The organism is Leeuwenhoekiella sp. CH_XMU1409-2 (genome assembly GCF_037029365.1).
Lineage (GTDB): Bacteria > Bacteroidota > Bacteroidia > Flavobacteriales > Flavobacteriaceae > Leeuwenhoekiella > Leeuwenhoekiella blandensis.
Genome location: NZ_JAYMEI010000010.1, coordinates 131987 through 149134, shown reverse-complemented (window position 1 = coordinate 149134; position 17148 = coordinate 131987). Strand labels below are relative to the sequence as shown.

Here is a 17148-nt window from a genome sequence, read left to right as displayed (position 1 = left end):
TAGAATGAGCGAGTTAAGTGTAAACCACTTATTGGGGATTAAGTATATCACAAAAGCAGATATCGATCTCATTTTTGAAACGGCAGATCATTTTAAAGAAGTAATCAATAGGCCGATTAAGAAAGTTCCTTCGTTACGAGATATCACTATTGCCAATCTTTTCTTTGAGAATTCTACACGTACCAAGCTTTCTTTTGAACTTGCAGAAAAGCGCTTAAGTGCAGATGTGATCAATTTTTCTGCGGGTGCATCTTCCGTTAAAAAAGGGGAAACTTTAATAGACACGGTGAACAACATTTTATCTATGAAAGTAGATATGGTTGTTATGCGTCATCCAAATCCGGGAGCGGGTGTTTTCCTTTCTAAAAATATCAAAGCGAGTATTGTAAATGCGGGAGATGGTGCGCATGAGCATCCCACACAAGCCTTGCTCGACAGCTATTCTATAACAAAAAAACTTGGGGAAGTAGCCGGTAAGAAAGTGGTGATCGTTGGGGATATTCTTCACAGTCGCGTGGCACTTTCTAATATATATGCGCTGAAGCATTTGGGAGCCGAAGTTAAAGTTTGTGGACCAAAAACTTTGATGCCAAAATATATTGAATCGCTAGGGGTTGAGGTTGAACTCAACTTGAGAAAAGCATTAGAATGGTGTGATGTTGCCAATATGCTACGCGTTCAAAATGAGCGTATGGATATCAGTTATTTCCCATCAACCCGAGAGTATACGCAACAATACGGTTTAGATAAAGAGTTACTCGATTCGCTTGATAAAGAAATCGTCGTGATGCATCCGGGACCCATCAATCGCGGTGTGGAAATTACCAGTGACGTGGCAGACAGTGGTCAATCTATCATTCTAAATCAAGTTGAAAATGGTGTGGCAATTAGAATGGCAGTAATATATTTGTTGGCTTCAAAAATCAAACAACAATGATCGTAACCGAAAAAGATACCTATACCATTCTAGCTGATGAAGAAAAAGGAGTGAAAAGCTTTGCTTCTTTTCTTGATTTTATCGTTCCTAAAGCACACGCCGAAAAGAACTTGGTGATCGATCTATTAAAATATGAGCAACTAACTCTTGAAGAATTGTTGTGCTTTTTAGAAATTTCAAATCAGCAACGCGCTGCACAAAAGTCTTTTGTGTTGGTAAATAAAGCCGTTCATATTGATCACGTTCCCGAAGAACTTATGGTGGTTCCTACGCTTGAAGAAGCGAAAGACGTTATCGATCTTGAAGAAATACAACGCGATTTAGGGTTTTAACGTTATATAGGTTAACTTACCGCATAAAATCGTTCAATCTTACATGAAGCTTACCATTCTTGGCTGTTATGCAGCTACACCTCGTAGTTTTACCAATCCTACTTCTCAGGTTTTGCAAATCAAAAACCACTTATTTCTTATAGATTGTGGTGAAGGAACTCAGGTAGAATTAAGACGGAATAAGGTCAAGTTTTCTAAGATAAAGCACATTTTTATCTCCCATTTGCACGGCGATCATTTTTTTGGTTTAGTCGGACTTATCTCTACCTTTAGATTACTCAATAGAGAAAAAGAACTTCATGTTTACGGCCCAAAAGGAATCAAACAAGCGATAACGCTTCAGCTGAAACTTTCTAATTCCTGGACCAACTATCCGCTATATTTTCACGAGTTAGAAAGCAAAGAGCCACAGCTCATTTTTGAGGACGAAAAAGTTTCCGTAGAAACCATTCCGTTAAAACACCGTATTTATGCTAACGGATTTTTATTTAAAGAAAAACCGGCAGAGCGTAAACTCAATATGAACGCGTGTTTACAACATGAGATCGATGTGGTGTATTACCGAAAGATCAAAGCGGGTGGAGATGCAACTTTAGAAGACGGTACCGTGATTCCCAACGCTGAGCTTACCTTTGATCCTGATCCGCCGCGCAGCTATGCCTTTTGCAGTGATACGGTTTACAAGCCAGATAATCTTCCGCAGTTAAAAGATGTGACCTTTTTATATCACGAGTCTACTTTTTTAGAAGCGCACGCCAAATTAGCAAACCCAACTGGGCATTCTACTGCTCGAGAAGCGGGTCTTATGGCAAAAGGAGCAAACGCGCAGTATCTTATTTTAGGACACTATAGCACGCGTTATCCAGATCTTACGCTGTTTGCCAATGAAGCCAAAGCAGTCTTTGAGAATGTGCTTACCGCAGATGATGGTAAAGTCTTTGATTTTGACGAATTGACGGCCTAAAGCTAATCACGAGTCTTCAGAATAATCTCTTTATTTAATTTTAAATTATAGTAAAAGATACGTTTGTGCTTTTTACCTTTATAGCACATTGATGTACCTTGCTTCAAAATATGAATATGGCAGAAGATTTAAGTGATTATAGAAAGTCTTACGAAAAGAGTGAACTCACCATTGCGCAGAGCGAAAACAATCCATTTGAGCAGTTTAGAAAATGGTTTAAAGAGACCGAAGCTATTGCCGGAGATATCGAAGTCAACGCAATGACGGTTTCTACAATTGGTCTTGATGGTTTTCCCAAAAGTCGTGTAGTATTGCTGAAGAGCTACGATGAAAATGGCTTTGTTTTTTATACGAATTACGATAGTGAAAAAGGAAAAGCTATCGCCCAAAACCCGAATCTTTGTCTGTCTTTTTTCTGGCCTCATCTAGAACGCCAGGTGATAATAAAAGGACGTGCCGAAAAAGTTTCAGAAGAAACCTCTACAGCATATTTTCATTCCAGACCGGCTGGCAGTCAGCTAGGCGCTTGGACGTCTCCGCAGAGCGAAGTGATTCCGGATCGGGAATTTTTAGAAAACCGTTTAAAGGAGTTGGAAGAAAAGTATAGTACAGGCGAAATACCAAAACCACCGCATTGGGGAGGTTATCTCGTAGTTCCTACCGAATTTGAATTCTGGCAGGGAAGACCCAATCGTCTTCACGACAGATTGCGCTATACGCCGGGTGGAGTGCCTTGGAAGTTGGAGCGTCTTGCTCCTTAATTAAAAAATCTATGAAAACATTATATTTAGTACGTCACGCAAAATCTTCATGGGAATTTGACCTTGAAGATCATAAGCGACCTTTAAATGAGCGCGGTCTTACCGATGCTCCTAAAATGGGTGCGTATATTCGAGAAAAAATCAGTTTACCACAGCGTATTGTAAGTAGCGATGCTGTGCGTGCAAAAACTACAGCTTTACTGTATTTAAAAGAACTGGGCATTCCCGAAGAATGCTTGGAGCTATCACACGAATTGTATGATTTTAACGGGACGGGACTAGATAATTTTATAAGATCGTGTGATGATGAGGTCGATCGTTTGATGCTTTTTGGTCATAATAATGCTTTGACTTATTGGGTAAATCAGTACGGAAGTAAAGCGATAGACAATGTGGCAACGGCTGCATTTACTATGATCACCTTTGATGTAGACCGGTGGGAAGCCATAGATCGAGGAGAAACTAAGCTTTACGTAAAACCGAAGCAATTAAAATAAATGGATAACAGATTAAATATGGCAACATTAGGGGCAGACGAGTCTCGTTATATCAATAGAGAAATTAGCTGGCTACAGTTTAATGCCAGAGTATTGCAAGAGGCAGCAGATGAAAGCGTTCCGTTAATTGAGCGCTTGCGTTTTGTGGGTATTTTTTCTAACAACCTTGACGAATTTTTTAAAGTACGATATGCTACGGTAAAACGTATTGTAGAAGCCGGTAAAAAAGGTAGAAAGGCTTTAGGTGTTTATGCCGCAGATGAGCTTCTGGAGAAGATCACAAAAATCGTTATTCAGCAGCAAGAAGAAAGTTTAAATATCATTGATGATATTCTTCAGCATTTAAAAGAGGAAGGAATTTATGTGATCAAAGAAAACGAAGTTCACTTCCCCGAACATAGCGAATATATCAAATCTTTTTTTACAGAAAAGGTGAGTCCGGCGCTTGTTACCATTGTTCTAAACGATGATCTAGAGCTTCCGCGTATCCAGGATTTAGAAGCCTATCTCACGATAACCATGAAGAAAAAGGGCAGTAAAAAACCTATTTATGCTTTGGTAGAAATCCCAAGCGAACTCGATCGTTTTGTTGTACTTCCACAGGTAGATGGTAATGATTACATTATGATTTTGGATGACTTGATTCGGTATAACTTAGAGTCGGTCTTCAGCATATTTGAGTACGATGAGATTTCTGCTCATATGATTAAGATCACGCGTGATGCCGAGTTAGATCTCGAATCTGATCTTGGAAAAAGTTTTATTGAAAAACTCTCAAAAAGTGTAAAAGGAAGAGAAGATGCAGAGCCTGTACGTTTTGTTCACGATCAAACAATAGACAGCGATACGTTGGCTTTTCTGCTAAAAAAATTAGGAATAGAATATACAGATAGTATTATTCCCGGAGGGCGTTATCATAACCGAAAGGATTATATGGGCTTCCCGAGTTTGGGGCGCAACGATTTACTCTATGCCAAGCAAAAGCCACTTCCTATAAAGGGCATCAGCTTGAATGACAGTATGTTTAAAAAGGTTGCAGAGAAAGACTTTTTACAATATACACCCTATCACACTTTTGCATACGTGATCAAGTTTTTGCGCGAGGCAGCATTAGATCCTAAGGTAAAGACGATAAAAATTACGATTTATCGTTTGGCAAAATTAAGCCACGTGGCAAGTGCATTGATAAATGCTGCTAAAAATGGTAAAGAGGTTACCGTGCAAATCGAATTGCGTGCGCGTTTTGACGAAGAGAGCAATATGCGCTATGCCAATAAAATGCAGGACGAAGGCGTTAAACTTATTTTTGGCGTTCCAGGGCTTAAAGTGCACAGTAAAGTTTGTGTCATTGAGCGTCAAGAAGGTTCGCGCTTAAAACGTTATGGTTTTATAAGTACCGGAAACTTCAACGGGATGACCGCCCGTATTTACACAGATTACACGCTTTTTACGGCAAACAAGCAGATACTTAAAGATCTGAGTAAACTCTTTAATTTCTTTGATACCAACTACATCGTAAACACGTATCAGCATTTGGTTATTTCACCACATTACGCGCGCAACACGTTTTACAAGTTGATCGAAAATGAAATCAAGAAAGTCAAAATTGGAGGTAAAGGATATATCAGACTGAAACTTAACAGCATGTCAAATTATGCGATCATCGATAAATTGTATGCAGCCAGTGCAGCCGGAGTTCAAATAGATATGATCATACGCGGGGTTTGTTGTTTGATTCCCGGGGTTGAAGGAATGAGTGAAAACATTCGTCTTATAAGTATTGTAGACAAGTTTCTTGAGCATCCAAGAGTGATGATCTTTGGTGAAGAAGGTGATGAGAAGGTCTTTATCTCTTCGTCAGACTGGATGACGCGTAACTTAGACAATAGGGTAGAAGTTACTTGCCCCATTTATGATGAAGACATCAAGCAGGAGATTATTGACACGTATACAATATGTTGGAATGATAACGTAAAAGCGCGAGAGATTACCGCAGCACAGGATAACGCATACCGTAAAAACGATGAAGCTCCGCTACGCTCTCAATTTGCCACTTACGATTACTACTTGAATAAACTAAATTAAATTATGATTGAACTAAAGAAATATGGAGCCATTGATATAGGATCTAACGCCGTACGTTTGCTGGTTGCCAACGTAATAGAAGTTGAAGGTCGTGATCCTATTTTTAGAAAGAGTTCTTTAGTACGTGTGCCTATTCGATTAGGGGCTGATGTTTTTAAGGAGAAAAAAATATCTGAAGAGAATATTCAGCGAATGATCGACACTATGGAAGCTTTCAAATTGTTGATGAAGTCGCATAAGGTGGTTGACTATAAAGCTTGTGCTACTTCCGCAATGCGTGAAGCTATCAACGGGAGTGAGGTAGTAAAAGTGATCAAGAAAAAAACCGGAGTATCAATAAATATTATTGACGGAAGCGATGAGGCGGCAATCATTGCCAATACCGATTTGCAATCGTTAATAACTTCAGATCGATCGTATTTATATGTAGATGTTGGTGGTGGTAGTACAGAATTTACACTGTATAGCGGAGGAGAAGTAGTTGCCTCTCGCTCTTTTAAATTAGGAACTGTACGTTTGCTTGAAGGACTTGTAGGACACAACACCTGGAACGAAGTAGAGCAGTGGATTAAAGAAGTTACCGAAGGGCATAAAAAAATTGACTTGATAGGTTCTGGAGGTAATATCAATAAGATCTTTAAACTAAGTGGTAAGAAAGACGGCAAACCACTTACCTATTTCTATATGGTAACTTTCTATGAGTTTATTCAGTCGTATACTTATGAGGAGCGTGTTACAGAACTTGGACTAAACCTTGACCGAGCTGATGTAATTATTCCGGCGACACGTATATACCTTTCTGCAATGAAGTGGAGTAGGTCAAAAAATATCTATGTTCCCAAGATTGGATTATCAGATGGTATAATAAAATCGCTTTACAACGATAAAACACAGCCGGCATAGGCTGAAACTAAAAATAATAGTATTATTGTTTGTTAATGAACTGAACTTCAACAAAACAAAACTTTTAACTTATGAAGAAATTTTTACTTGGAATATTTCTTTTAGCTTCGATAAGCACTTTTGCTCAAGGAGTGCGCTACGGTGCAAAAATGGGGATGAACTTTTCAACGCTTGATGGAGATGCTTTTGAGAACTCAAGTACCCGTTACGGATTTGCAGCCGGTATTTTTGCAGAAATTCCTTTAGGTAGTGCGTTTCAGTTTCAACCAGAACTATTGTACTCTGGCCAAGGTATTAAGCCCAACACCGGTCCTGAGGGAAACTTTGGTTTTGATGTGAATGGTGTGCCAGAAAGACCTTTTGACGAACGCGCAGAACTTGATTATATTCAGTTGCCGCTTTTGATCAAAAAGAATTTTGGTAAATTCAATATTCACCTAGGTCCACAAGTGGGTATTGCCGTTTGGAATTCTTACAACAACGGTATTTATAAGAACTTTGACTATTCGGGTATTGGTGGGATCGGAGTTCAAATCTTTGATTTCCTTGCCTTAGAAGCTCGTTATTCTGTAGGATTTAGAAATGTGATTGAACCTAACAATCAAAACATTGAAGGAACTAATCAATATTTTGCATTAATGGCATCTTACCGCCTATAATGACTGCAATAATTTAGATATAAAAAAGCCATCTTAATTCTAAGATGGCTTTTTTAGTTTAACCGTGAATGGTTTGATCTTTACTGAGGTCTTTCATGATTTCGGCTTCAAAATCGAGTAGCTCTTGCCATTTTTGGTTAACCTCTTTTTCATCACCATACTTTCTTGCAAACCCTAAAAACATCGTGTAATGGTTGGCTTCACTTACCATTAGATTATGATAAAAAGTACGTAACTCTTCATCTTGTAATTCTTGAGAAAGCAATCTGAAGCGTTCGCAGCTTCGGGCTTCAATTAACGCCGCATAAAGAAGTCTATGCACTAGTTGTGTAGTTCTGCTGCCTCCTTTAGGGAAAAACTTTAAAAGTTTGTTTACATAAGCATCTTTCCGGTCTTGACCTAAGGTGTTTCCTCGGGCAATGATCTTATCGTGTACCAACTTAAAATGGCTTATTTCTTCTTTTACGAGAGCGATCATTTCTTGTACCAATTCTGTATATTCAGGAAATGACACCATTAGAGATATGGCTGTAGATGCGGCCTTCTGTTCACAAAATGCATGGTCTGTGAGAATATCATCGATATTCATTTCTACGATGTTGACCCATCTGGGGTCTGTGGGTAATTTTAGTCCTAACATTAGATATCGAGATCAAAAGTTTTACGTAATAAGTCGAGATCAGGATTCTTATCCTTCAGTTTCTCATATTTTTCACGAGTTGTATAAGCGTATTTGCGTTCTGCCGCCTCATTAACCGTGATGTCAATCGTTATGTCGTAATTTTCTAATTTACGCTTTAAAAATTCAAGTAGGTTGTGTTGTGCACGCTCGAGTTCGACACGCATAGTATCATTAGGGAACTCCAGTAGAATGGTAGTTCCTTTAAGCGTAGGTGTGTCTGTCTCAAGATTTGACGCTAATATTTTTTCACCTTTTTTCTGCAATCTGGCAACATACTCTTTCCAGGCTGCTTGCATTGCAATTTCGGTAAAAGGCTTTCTTGGTAATTGGCTGGCGTCAACCTCTTTTTCGGTTTGTTTTTCGAGGATTTCTCTTTTTCGCCTTAATCCTTTTAATGAAAGTCCCGAAACACGTTGATTGTTTGACGATAGATCTGGCTTAACGCGTGGTCGCTCTTGAACTACTTTAGGTTCTTCAACTGTTTCTGCTTGTACTGAAGTTTCTGTAGCTGTATTGTTATTTTGAGACGGTATGTCCTGTTGTTGAGCAGCTGGAGTTGGAGTATTCCGAGGTTCTTGAGCAGTAGCTGGTTTCGGTTGCTGTTGCTGAGCTGTTTTAAAATGAGAAGCCGGAATTATAAAGTCACGGGCTTTTTTTTTTCTCCATCAAAAGTGATAGAGGCCATTTGCATTAAACAAAGTTCAACCAGTAGTCTTGGATTGCGACTTGTTCTGTATTTAAGGTCACATTCGTTAGCTTTTTCTAAAGCTTGCATTAAAAAGCTGAAGCTTGTTTTTTGCGCTTGCTCGTGATACCTCTTTTTGGTTTGATCACCAACTTCAAGAAGCGCAATGGTTGCCGGTTGCTTGCAAACCATCAAGTCGCGATAGTGCGAAGCTAAACCTGCAATAAAATGATGTCCATCAAAACCTCTTGCCAGAATTTCGTTAAAATTGAGCAATAGCTGTGGGATATCATTATTTAAAATGAGGTCTGTAGTTTCAAAATACGTGTCGTAATCAAGAACGTTGAGATTTTCTGTAACTGCAGCACGAGTTAGATTTTCACCAGAAAAACTCACTACACGGTCAAAGGTAGAAAGCGCGTCGCGCAGGGCGCCATCAGCTTTTTGTGCAATAATATGCAAAGCTTCTTCATCTGCTGTGATACCTTCTTGTTTTGCTATATCAACAAGATGTTCACGAATATCCTTTACCGTGATTCTTTTGAAGTCAAAAATTTGACATCTTGAAAGAATCGTAGGTAGAATTTTGTGCTTTTCAGTAGTAGCGAGAATAAAAATCGCGTGTTTTGGCGGTTCTTCAAGGGTTTTTAAAAACGCATTAAAAGCCGCAGAAGAAAGCATATGCACCTCGTCAATAATATAGACTTTGTAGTTTCCTACTTGAGGGGCGATACGTACTTGATCTATAAGATTTCTAATATCATCAACCGAGTTGTTTGATGCAGCATCCAATTCAAAAATGTTGAATGCATAGTCTTCGTTCTCATCAACAACCTCATCAGCCTCCTGATTTATTTTTTTTGCAAGAATACGAGCACAGGTAGTTTTACCTACACCGCGCGGTCCTGTAAATAACAAGGCCTGAGCCAGATGATTGTTTGCGATTGCATTCTCGAGTGTATTGGTAATGGCCTGCTGGCCTACAACGTCTTTAAACGTCGCAGGTCTATACTTTCGGGCTGATACTATAAACTGTTCCAATGCAGAATTGTGGTAAAAATTAGAATAGAAACTCTTATAATTTCTAAAGGAAACAAATATAAAAAGAGCTTGAGCAATAGCCATTCAACTTGGACTATTTTTCCCATTATGTTATCAACAATTTTCAATTTCAATTTTCAGTAAGCAGTATACCGGCTCTAATTAAAAGCTTACTTTTGCGCTAAGCAGACCGCCTTATCGCTCGTTTTTTAATGAGAGGAAAGTCCGGACACCACAGAGAGGCATAGCGGCTAACGGCCGTCAATAATCTATTTTTCTAGGTTATTAGGACCAGTGCAACAGAAAGGATGTACAGGTAATGCTGTAGTGAAATCAGGTAAACTCTATGCGGTGCAATGTCATGTATACCGACAATTAAGTGCTTCTCGTGCGATGTCGGAGGGTAGGCAGATTGAGCAAACAAGTAATTGTTTGTCTAGATAAATGATAAGGTATTACTCTTGAGTAAGAACAGAATCCGGCTTATAGGTCTGCTTTTTTATTTAAATTTTCTGTAGGTAAGGTCGTGATCCAGTTTACAGCTTCTTCAACAGTATAAAAAACTTCTAGCGACTTTTTAAAGAACGCACGTTCAAAATTTGCAGTTTCCCTTTTAATAGCTTTATCGCTTACAATTGCCATACCGGTAATGTGGTCATAGAAAGGACACGATAAATAGTCTGTAGGATCTACGTTGTAATCGTTGATTCGTAGCGAGATATACCCATAATAGGTATTGCTTCCAAAAAAATCAACAATGGTTTGATGTGCCTTTGCAATGTGTTCTTTACTTACGTTTACACCTTCATTTACTTCAGAAATGACAAACGTATCGTAAAAGTTCAAGACGCAAAAGTCTAACTTAATAGTTTTAAGTGGATTCAAGTTGGGTGTATTTTTCAGCAAAATTAACTAAAAGCCAGTATTTTACGAATCTTTTTTAGAAAAAAAGCTAAAGACACTTCCGCCATATTTGCGCGTCTCAAAACATAAAGGATGTTCTTGCAAATCGGTATGTTTACTATGTTCTATAACCAACGTTCCTTCTTGAGAAAGCAAGTTTTGCTCAAAGACTAGATCTACTATTTTTATAAATTCGGTCGTCTCAAAGTCATATGGAGGGTCTGCAAAAATTAAATCGTGCTGTTCTGCCGCTCTAGATAAATAGCCATAAACATCTGCTTTAATCACATTGATGTTCATTTCTAACTGCTCTGAAGTTTGTTGTATAAATCGAGCACAACCTGCGTTTGCATCTACAGCTGTGATCGCTTTAGCTCCTCTAGAAGCAAATTCATAACTTATATTTCCTGTACCGGCAAACAGGTCTAAAACGCTTATAGTGCTAAAGCTGTAGCGATTTCTGAGAATGTTGAATAAGGACTCCTTGGCCATATCTGTAGTTGGACGTACAGGTAATTTTTTTGGAGCGATGATGCGTCTTCCTTTATAATTTCCACTTATTATTCTCATAAACCCAGTTGATATTTTAAAAAGCTGCTTTGATGATCTTCTTTGCTGTTATTATTGAGCACTACCTCTCGAACATAATCGTAAATAAGCTTGTAGTTTGCATCATCTTCAGATATTTTACCGCTTAAAGTAAGCTGGTGTACTTCAGGATCAAGCTGTAATTGCTCATAGCAAAACAAAATATAGTAAATACAATCTTGAGGTGTTTCAAATTTGAACTGATTGCTTAACAGAAGTTTTTGACCCTGATAAGCAATAAGTGTTAGTGAGGTTTTTTCAAAATGTACAAAAACTTCAGCACGTTTGTTTTGAGCATTTGATAAAATGCTGTTTAAAAGTATTGATTGACTGTGGTAATAGGTGAATGTACCAAAGTGATCAAAAAAGAAGTTGTTTATGTTGGTGTAGGGAACATAAACATTGACAAGATCTAAAGTTTCGATCTCATCATAAACGATGAAATCTGTCTTAAGAATTTTGGTATTAAACTTAAGGTAATCGGTAAGCCTATTTTCATCAAATAAAGCTTTCGGTACAACTGTAAAAAGTTCGTTTGCATAAAGCACGATCACTTCTTCAAATGCTTGATTGAGGCTAGGCGTAGCCTCAAAGATCTTTTGGATCTCTTCTAAAGCGCGTTGAGGCGTGTGCACATTTTTAAAATCAAAACTTTTTGATTCTATGCACAATCCATCTGTACTTTTTTTGATAAAAAAAGAAAATCCATCCAGGCTAACCTGGATGGACACTATAAGATTTTCTGGATGCTCCAGAGATTTATTCGTCATTGTCGCCGTAACTCTTTGGCCAGTTACCATTCGTATTAACTTCAGTCATAGAACCTACAGAAAGGTAAGCACCATTTACACCATCAACAGAAACTACTTGTTTTTCTTTAGAAACGTAGTCTTTTGGTTGGTCAAATAATAATACATCTTTAGATACTTTAGCTTCAAAAACCGGGATTGGCACATCACTCTTAAGAAGAGTACCTGATTCCATTTCAAATTGAGCGTCAGTTCCTGCAATAGGTACGTTCTTCATTGTTTTGTAACGGTTGGTACCTTGGTAAAGAGAATCTTTAATAGACTTATATCCTAAAGTATCAATAATAGTAATTTCTTTACGTGTATCTACACGATAACGACGTGTTGCTTCTTCGTCAAGGACCATAGTGTCACGACGCTCGGTAAGTACAAATTCAGCTGTGTCAATAAAACTTTCTAGTTGCTCAAAGTTTTCTGCAAATTTTCCATTGATTTGTTTGAAAGCTAATTGACCTGCGCGTATATCTTTTAGATTTTCAATCGCTTTTTGATAACGTACAACTTTAAGGTCATTAAATTTTACTTCGCCGTAAACAGCGTTAAAAAGTAAATATCCTAATACTCCGATAACAACCCAAAGTACTAACTGAATTACTATTTTCATTCGATGTGTGGTTTTAGATTTTAATTAAGGTTATAAGCAAATCTACAATTTTTTTTTAATCGTTAAAGGATATCCCCTTAAATTCATTAGTATCTTTACACTTTCAATAATTTTTTATGGAGCTGGATCAGCACGCATTTTATAAGCTTTTACTCAAAGATTTTCCTTTTACGCCAACCCAGAAACAAGACATTCTATTACAACAACTTAGCGCTTTTTTATTCGAGCCTAAAAATAATTCAATTTACGTTTTAAAAGGTTTTGCCGGAACCGGAAAAACTACGGTGATTGGTGCAATTGTTAAAAACTTGTGGAAAATTAAAATGTCGTCTGTGCAATTGGCGCCTACAGGAAGGGCAGCTAAAGTGATTTCTAATTACAGCGATAAACCGGCGAATACCATTCACCGAAAGATCTATTACCCCAAAAAAGAACGGGGTGGAGGTGTTTCTTTTACGCTACAACGCAACAAGCACCGAAACACGATTTTTATCGTAGATGAAGCTTCAATGATTTCTGATAATGCTTCAGAGTCTAAACTCTTTGAGAATGGCTCTTTACTGGATGATTTGATGTCTTATGTGTATAGCGGTCATAAATGTAAATTACTTTTAATAGGAGATCAGGCTCAGCTTCCTCCTGTAAAAATGGATTTGAGTCCGGCATTGGATGAGCGTAACCTTCAAATGCAATTTGATAAGACAGTAAAAAGTATTGAGCTCGATGAAGTAATGCGGCAAGCTGAAACGAGTGGTATTCTAAAAAATGCGACTCGAATTAGAGAATTTCTAAACGACGAGCTCTATGAGGATTTCAGATTTGATTTAAGCGGTCAAAATGATGTAGTTCGGCTTATAGATGGCCACGAGATTATGGATGCTCTGGGAGACTCTTACAGAGAATATGGTAATGAAGGTACTGCCATCATCGTAAGATCAAATAAACGTGCTAATCTGTATAATCAGCAAATTCGCTCACGTATCCTTTTTAAGGAAGAGGAAGTAAGTGCAGGGGATTATTTTATGGTGGTTAAGAATAATTATTTTTGGTTAGATACAAAAAGCGAGGCAGGTTTCATTGCAAATGGAGATATCATTGAGATTCTGGAAATTTTCAGTATTAAAGAGTTGTATGGTTTTCGCTTCGCGGAAGTGAAAATACAAATGACAGATTATCCTAATTTGGCTCCTTTTGAAACGGTTTTATTATTAGATACGCTTACTTCAGAAACACCATCCTTATCTTATGAGGAGGGTAATAAGCTTTACCAGGAAGTGATGAAAGATTATGCAGACGAGACTTCTAAGTATAAGAAGTTTATGAAAGTCAAAAACAACAAGTTCTTCAATGCGCTGCAGGTGAAGTTTTCATATGCCATCACGTGCCATAAGTCTCAAGGTGGTCAATGGGAAACTATTATGGTAGAACAGCCATACTTACCTAACGGAATGGATAAAGATTACTTACGTTGGTTATACACCGCGGTCACGCGTGCGCGCAAAAAACTGTATCTTATAGGTTTTAAAGACGATATGTTTGTTGAATAAGCACTAATGGAACTAGTCATAAGTATTTGTTTAGGAATTGGCCTTGCAGCTGCGGCGGGATTTAGAATATTTCTGCCTTTATTGGCCTTAAGTGCGGCAGCCTACTTTGAGGTTATAGAACTCAGTGCTTGGGAATGGTTAGGAAACTGGCAAGCCTTAGTGCTATTGGGAGTGGCTTCCTGTCTTGAAGTACTCGCATATTATATTCCTTGGTTTGACAATGCTTTAGACAGTATAGCTGTTCCACTTGCCAGCGTGGCAGGGACCATGTTATTTTTTGTGACTTTTGGTGATGATGCACCTTGGATTTCTTGGGCTCTGGCGATTATTGGAGGGGGAGGAACAGCCGGACTTATTGCCGGTTCTACAGCAGCTATTAGGGCGACTTCGACTGCTTCAACCTTAGGGATTGCTAATCCTATTTTCTCGACTTTAGAATCTATAGTTTCAACAATACTTGCTGTGCTTGCCATTTTTATTCCTATTCTTGCAGGCGTTTTGGTAGTGCTTTTGGCCTACCGAGTTTATAAATGGTACCGTAAGCGAAAGCTAAAAAAGAATGCTCTTAAGAAATGACTAAGAAATTGAAAACAATAGCAATGATTCCGGCACGTTATGAGGCGTCTAGATTTCCCGGTAAATTGATGAAAGATCTCGAGGGGAAACCAGTGATTCTACGCACTTATGAGGCTGCCGTTCAAACACAATTATTTGACACGGTTTACGTGGTTACCGATAGTGAATTAATATATGAAACCATTACCGGCGCCGGCGGCCATGCGATAATGAGCCAGCAAGAACATAGCTGCGGAAGCGATCGAATTGCAGAGGCTGTTGCAGATCTTGATATTGATATTGTGGTGAACGTTCAGGGAGATGAACCGTTTACCAATACCGAAGATATGCGCAATGTGCTACAGGTTTTTTATGAAAAAGATGCAGATGCGATAGACTTGGCTTCGTTAATGACGCCCATTTCAAAAATTGAGGATATAGAAAATCCAAATAATGTAAAGGTAATTGTAGATCAGGCGAGTTTTGCACTTTACTTTTCGAGAGCACCTATCCCTTATCGAAGAGATCGCGATGTAGAAAGTGTCTATTATAAACATAAAGGTATTTATGCATTTAGAAAGCAAGCGGTCTTAGATTTTGCCAAATTGCCCATGCGCATGCTTGAAGCTGCAGAAAAGATTGAAGCTATTCGTTACTTAGAATATGGTAAACGTATCAAGATGGTACCTTCTGACGCTCCAGCTATTGGCATTGATACACCTCAAGATCTAGAGGAAGCTCGCGCTATTTTAAAAAATAAACAAAGCTGATGCAGCGATTCGCTCTTTTCATTTATAAAGCCTTAGGGTGGAAAATTAAAGGAAGATTTCCTAAAGAGGTAAACAAAATGGTAGTCATCGCTGCGCCACATACCAGTTGGCACGATTTCTATATGGGACTGCTTTTTAGAAGTTGTATTGGAGTTACGATCAATTTTTTGGGTAAAAAGGAATTATTCAAATGGCCTTTTGGATGGTACTTTAGAAAAGTAGGCGGAATTCCTTTAGACCGATTTAAGAACGAAAATAAAGTAGATCGAATTGCCAATATGTTCAAAGAGCACGAGGTTTTTAGATTAGCGCTTTCTCCTGAAGGTACTCGAAAGAAAGTAGAAAACTGGAAAACCGGATTTTAACTATATTGCTTTAAAAGCGCAAGTACCCATAGTACCCATCACGATGGATTTCGGAAAAAAAGAACATCGTATAGGTGTACCGCTTTATCCTTCAGGCAATTTAAAACAGGATATGGCCCGTCTGAGATTATTCTTTAAGGATGTTCAGGGAAAAATTCCCGAACGCAGTTAATTAAGTTTTCTTTAAAGATTTTGGCAATAATTGTGAAAATCTTCTTTCTTAACATGTGCTAAAGAGTTACTAAATCTTCGTTAAACTTCTATAATTTTTATTTTTAATAATTTGATATTCAGTTAGTTGTGCTTGTGTGTTGATTCGTTTGTAATTATTTAAGAACTGAGCTTGTTGCATTTACGTTACTTAGATGAACAAACAAATTAAACTAAAACTCAATTTATGAACATTTCAAAATTTCTTTTTGCAGGCGCTTTAGGCCTTTTTACATTAGCCTCTTGTAGTGACGATGATGATAATACCGGAACAGTAATCGTTGGTACTGCAGATTTATACGCGACAAGTCACGCTGATGGTAATGTGACAAAATATGACTTATTAAGAGGAGGATCTACCGTTTATACAACAGCAGCAACTGATGCTGAAGGTATTTATTATAGTCCAGATGATGATGGTTTTACGATTGCAGCACGAGGAGCAACACAAACTTCTTTGCAATCTTACTTCGGAATCAGTGATTTTATCGAAGCTACTGTTGATCTCAATGTTGATGTTACCGGGCCTTCGGCTTTACAAAGTCCACGTGACCTAGCAGTAAATGGAAACATCTATGTAGTTTCAGATAATGCTAATGATGACGGAAGATTTTTCGTTTTTGAAAAAGATGGAGATTCTTTTGAACTTAGAAATACAGTAACTGTAGAATTTGCTGTATGGGGTATTGAATTTGTAGGTGATGATTTATATGCAGTTGTTGATAGCAGCAGCGATCTTGCTGTATTTACAGATTTTGCTTCTTCAAATATGACCGATGCTACCGTAGCTGCTAGTAAACGGATTACTGTTGAAGGAATTGTAAGAACGCACGGTTTAGATTTTGATGGTGATACGATGATTATGACCGATATCGCAGCGGCTTCAGGAGGAGATTTTGATACTGATGGTGCATTCCACGTGATTTCAGACTTTGAATCAAAATTTGATGCAGTAGAAAACGGAGGAACACTTTCTGTAACAAATCAAATTCGTTATGAAGGTAGTGCAACATTATTAGGTAATCCTGTAAATGTGGTGTATGACGCCGATACAGATGCTGTTTACGTTGCTGAACTTGCAAACGGAGGCGGACAAGTATTAGCCTATGGAAATGTATCTACAGCTGGTGGAGGTAATGTAGCGCCGAGCTCTGCTGCATCACTTGCCGGTGTATCTTCATTATACTTATATAAAGATTAATTCATTCATCTTATAGAATGAAAAAGCGCAGCTTTGCTGCGCTTTTTTTA

Annotated in this window: 18 protein-coding genes, 1 other RNA gene and 1 pseudogene; 15 read left to right on the top strand and 5 right to left on the bottom strand. The window is 38.1% G+C overall.

The annotated features are described in order from the left end of the window. The first annotated feature begins 4 nt into the window (after window positions 1-4). The 8 genes from WA338_RS12125 (at window position 5) to WA338_RS12090 (ending at window position 7138) form a co-directional block, all read left to right on the top strand. Entirely contained in the window at window positions 5-937 is a 933-nt protein-coding gene (locus WA338_RS12125) for an aspartate carbamoyltransferase catalytic subunit (RefSeq protein WP_009780522.1), read from the top strand. Then, the gene (locus tag WA338_RS12120; protein ID WP_009780521.1) at window positions 934-1269 is read left to right on the top strand and encodes a hypothetical protein; all 336 of its coding nucleotides are present in this window, start codon (window positions 934-936) and stop codon (window positions 1267-1269) included. Before WA338_RS12125 ends, WA338_RS12120 begins: the two co-directional genes overlap by 4 nt. 43 nt (window positions 1270-1312) lie before the next feature. After that, window positions 1313-2233: a ribonuclease Z gene (locus WA338_RS12115; protein ID WP_272984884.1), complete on the top strand. Its 921-nt coding sequence runs from the start codon at window positions 1313-1315 to the stop codon at window positions 2231-2233. 116 nt (window positions 2234-2349) lie between these two features. Then, window positions 2350-2994 (top strand): pyridoxamine 5'-phosphate oxidase, encoded by a 645-nt coding sequence (pdxH, locus tag WA338_RS12110; RefSeq protein ID WP_272984882.1) that lies wholly within the window; start codon window positions 2350-2352, stop codon window positions 2992-2994. Between the two features lie 11 nt (window positions 2995-3005). Then, the gene (locus tag WA338_RS12105) at window positions 3006-3491 is read left to right on the top strand and encodes a SixA phosphatase family protein (protein ID WP_272984880.1); all 486 of its coding nucleotides are present in this window, start codon (window positions 3006-3008) and stop codon (window positions 3489-3491) included. Next, complete coding sequence (gene ppk1 / locus WA338_RS12100; RefSeq protein WP_336093499.1) at window positions 3492-5576, top strand: polyphosphate kinase 1; 2085 nt, start codon at window positions 3492-3494, stop codon at window positions 5574-5576. Window positions 5577-5579: 3 nt separating this feature from the next. Continuing rightward, window positions 5580-6479, top strand: coding sequence for a Ppx/GppA phosphatase family protein (locus tag WA338_RS12095; protein WP_009780516.1), 900 nt, complete (start codon window positions 5580-5582; stop codon window positions 6477-6479). A gap of 71 nt (window positions 6480-6550) precedes the next feature. Beyond that, on the top strand, window positions 6551-7138 hold the full coding sequence (locus tag WA338_RS12090) for a porin family protein (RefSeq protein ID WP_009780515.1): 588 nt from the start codon (window positions 6551-6553) through the stop codon (window positions 7136-7138). Window positions 7139-7196: 58 nt separating this feature from the next. On the opposite strand, the gene WA338_RS12085 is transcribed toward WA338_RS12090, so the two are convergent. Both WA338_RS12085 and WA338_RS12080 read right to left on the bottom strand, forming a co-directional pair. After that, on the bottom strand, window positions 7197-7778 hold the full coding sequence (locus WA338_RS12085; protein ID WP_009780514.1) for a tRNA-(ms[2]io[6]A)-hydroxylase: 582 nt from the start codon (window positions 7776-7778) through the stop codon (window positions 7197-7199). Further along, a pseudogene (locus WA338_RS12080) lies at window positions 7778-9546 on the bottom strand (DNA polymerase III subunit gamma/tau). The gene WA338_RS12085 and the pseudogene WA338_RS12080 overlap by 1 nt, the downstream one beginning before the upstream one ends. Before the next feature lie 182 nt (window positions 9547-9728). Between WA338_RS12080 and rnpB the strand changes: the two are divergent. Further along, window positions 9729-10048, top strand: an RNA gene (gene rnpB, locus WA338_RS12075) — RNase P RNA component class A. A gap of 425 nt (window positions 10049-10473) precedes the next feature. On the opposite strand, the gene rsmD is transcribed toward rnpB, so the two are convergent. Genes rsmD through WA338_RS12060 form a run of 3 tightly spaced genes read right to left on the bottom strand, consistent with a single transcriptional unit; the run spans window position 10474 to window position 12450 of the window. Continuing rightward, entirely contained in the window at window positions 10474-11019 is a 546-nt protein-coding gene (rsmD, locus tag WA338_RS12070; protein WP_009780510.1) for a 16S rRNA (guanine(966)-N(2))-methyltransferase RsmD, read from the bottom strand. Next, the gene (locus WA338_RS12065; RefSeq protein WP_009780509.1) at window positions 11016-11807 is read right to left on the bottom strand and encodes a DUF3822 family protein; all 792 of its coding nucleotides are present in this window, start codon (window positions 11805-11807) and stop codon (window positions 11016-11018) included. Before WA338_RS12065 ends, rsmD begins: the two co-directional genes overlap by 4 nt. Further along, window positions 11797-12450 (bottom strand): hypothetical protein, encoded by a 654-nt coding sequence (locus WA338_RS12060; RefSeq protein WP_009780508.1) that lies wholly within the window; start codon window positions 12448-12450, stop codon window positions 11797-11799. The genes WA338_RS12065 and WA338_RS12060 overlap by 11 nt, the downstream gene beginning before the upstream one ends. Window positions 12451-12566: 116 nt before the next feature. Between WA338_RS12060 and WA338_RS12055 the strand changes: the two genes are divergently transcribed. The 6 genes from WA338_RS12055 (at window position 12567) to WA338_RS12030 (ending at window position 17098) form a co-directional block, all read left to right on the top strand. Beyond that, on the top strand, window positions 12567-13997 hold the full coding sequence (locus WA338_RS12055; RefSeq protein ID WP_272984878.1) for an ATP-dependent DNA helicase: 1431 nt from the start codon (window positions 12567-12569) through the stop codon (window positions 13995-13997). Between the two features lie 6 nt (window positions 13998-14003). Beyond that, a complete protein-coding gene (locus WA338_RS12050; RefSeq protein ID WP_272984876.1) occupies window positions 14004-14573 on the top strand; it encodes a DUF4126 domain-containing protein in 570 nt (189 codons plus the stop codon). Then, complete coding sequence (gene kdsB / locus WA338_RS12045; protein WP_272984874.1) at window positions 14570-15322, top strand: 3-deoxy-manno-octulosonate cytidylyltransferase; 753 nt, start codon at window positions 14570-14572, stop codon at window positions 15320-15322. The genes WA338_RS12050 and kdsB overlap by 4 nt, the downstream gene beginning before the upstream one ends. Next, window positions 15322-15687 (top strand): 1-acyl-sn-glycerol-3-phosphate acyltransferase, encoded by a 366-nt coding sequence (locus WA338_RS12040; RefSeq protein WP_009780504.1) that lies wholly within the window; start codon window positions 15322-15324, stop codon window positions 15685-15687. Before kdsB ends, WA338_RS12040 begins: the two co-directional genes overlap by 1 nt. 43 nt (window positions 15688-15730) lie before the next feature. Then, window positions 15731-15859, top strand: coding sequence for a hypothetical protein (locus WA338_RS12035; RefSeq protein WP_009780503.1), 129 nt, complete (start codon window positions 15731-15733; stop codon window positions 15857-15859). A 225-nt stretch (window positions 15860-16084) separates the two neighbouring features. Beyond that, complete coding sequence (locus tag WA338_RS12030) at window positions 16085-17098, top strand: hypothetical protein (protein ID WP_009780502.1); 1014 nt, start codon at window positions 16085-16087, stop codon at window positions 17096-17098. Window positions 17099-17148 lie beyond the last annotated feature (50 nt).

Bases quoted from the DNA above. Each gene is read 5' to 3' on its own strand.
- WA338_RS12060 (WP_009780508.1), bottom strand. From the start codon at position 12,450: ATGAAAATAGTAATTCAGTTAGTACTTTGGGTTGTTATCGGAGTATTA.
- rsmD (WP_009780510.1), bottom strand. From the start codon at position 11,019: ATGAGAATAATAAGTGGAAATTATAAAGGAAGACGCATCATCGCTCCA.
- ppk1 (WP_336093499.1), top strand. From the start codon at position 3,492: ATGGATAACAGATTAAATATGGCAACATTAGGGGCAGACGAGTCTCGT.
- WA338_RS12050 (WP_272984876.1), top strand. From the start codon at position 14,004: ATGGAACTAGTCATAAGTATTTGTTTAGGAATTGGCCTTGCAGCTGCG.
- kdsB (WP_272984874.1), top strand. From the start codon at position 14,570: ATGACTAAGAAATTGAAAACAATAGCAATGATTCCGGCACGTTATGAG.
- WA338_RS12105 (WP_272984880.1), top strand. From the start codon at position 3,006: ATGAAAACATTATATTTAGTACGTCACGCAAAATCTTCATGGGAATTT.
- WA338_RS12030 (WP_009780502.1), top strand. From the start codon at position 16,085: ATGAACATTTCAAAATTTCTTTTTGCAGGCGCTTTAGGCCTTTTTACA.
- WA338_RS12090 (WP_009780515.1), top strand. From the start codon at position 6,551: ATGAAGAAATTTTTACTTGGAATATTTCTTTTAGCTTCGATAAGCACT.
- WA338_RS12055 (WP_272984878.1), top strand. From the start codon at position 12,567: ATGGAGCTGGATCAGCACGCATTTTATAAGCTTTTACTCAAAGATTTT.
- WA338_RS12120 (WP_009780521.1), top strand. From the start codon at position 934: ATGATCGTAACCGAAAAAGATACCTATACCATTCTAGCTGATGAAGAA.
- WA338_RS12065 (WP_009780509.1), bottom strand. From the start codon at position 11,807: ATGACGAATAAATCTCTGGAGCATCCAGAAAATCTTATAGTGTCCATC.
- WA338_RS12115 (WP_272984884.1), top strand. From the start codon at position 1,313: ATGAAGCTTACCATTCTTGGCTGTTATGCAGCTACACCTCGTAGTTTT.
- WA338_RS12040 (WP_009780504.1), top strand. From the start codon at position 15,322: ATGCAGCGATTCGCTCTTTTCATTTATAAAGCCTTAGGGTGGAAAATT.
- WA338_RS12085 (WP_009780514.1), bottom strand. From the start codon at position 7,778: ATGTTAGGACTAAAATTACCCACAGACCCCAGATGGGTCAACATCGTA.
- pdxH (WP_272984882.1), top strand. From the start codon at position 2,350: ATGGCAGAAGATTTAAGTGATTATAGAAAGTCTTACGAAAAGAGTGAA.
- WA338_RS12095 (WP_009780516.1), top strand. From the start codon at position 5,580: ATGATTGAACTAAAGAAATATGGAGCCATTGATATAGGATCTAACGCC.
- WA338_RS12125 (WP_009780522.1), top strand. From the start codon at position 5: ATGAGCGAGTTAAGTGTAAACCACTTATTGGGGATTAAGTATATCACA.
- WA338_RS12035 (WP_009780503.1), top strand. From the start codon at position 15,731: ATGGATTTCGGAAAAAAAGAACATCGTATAGGTGTACCGCTTTATCCT.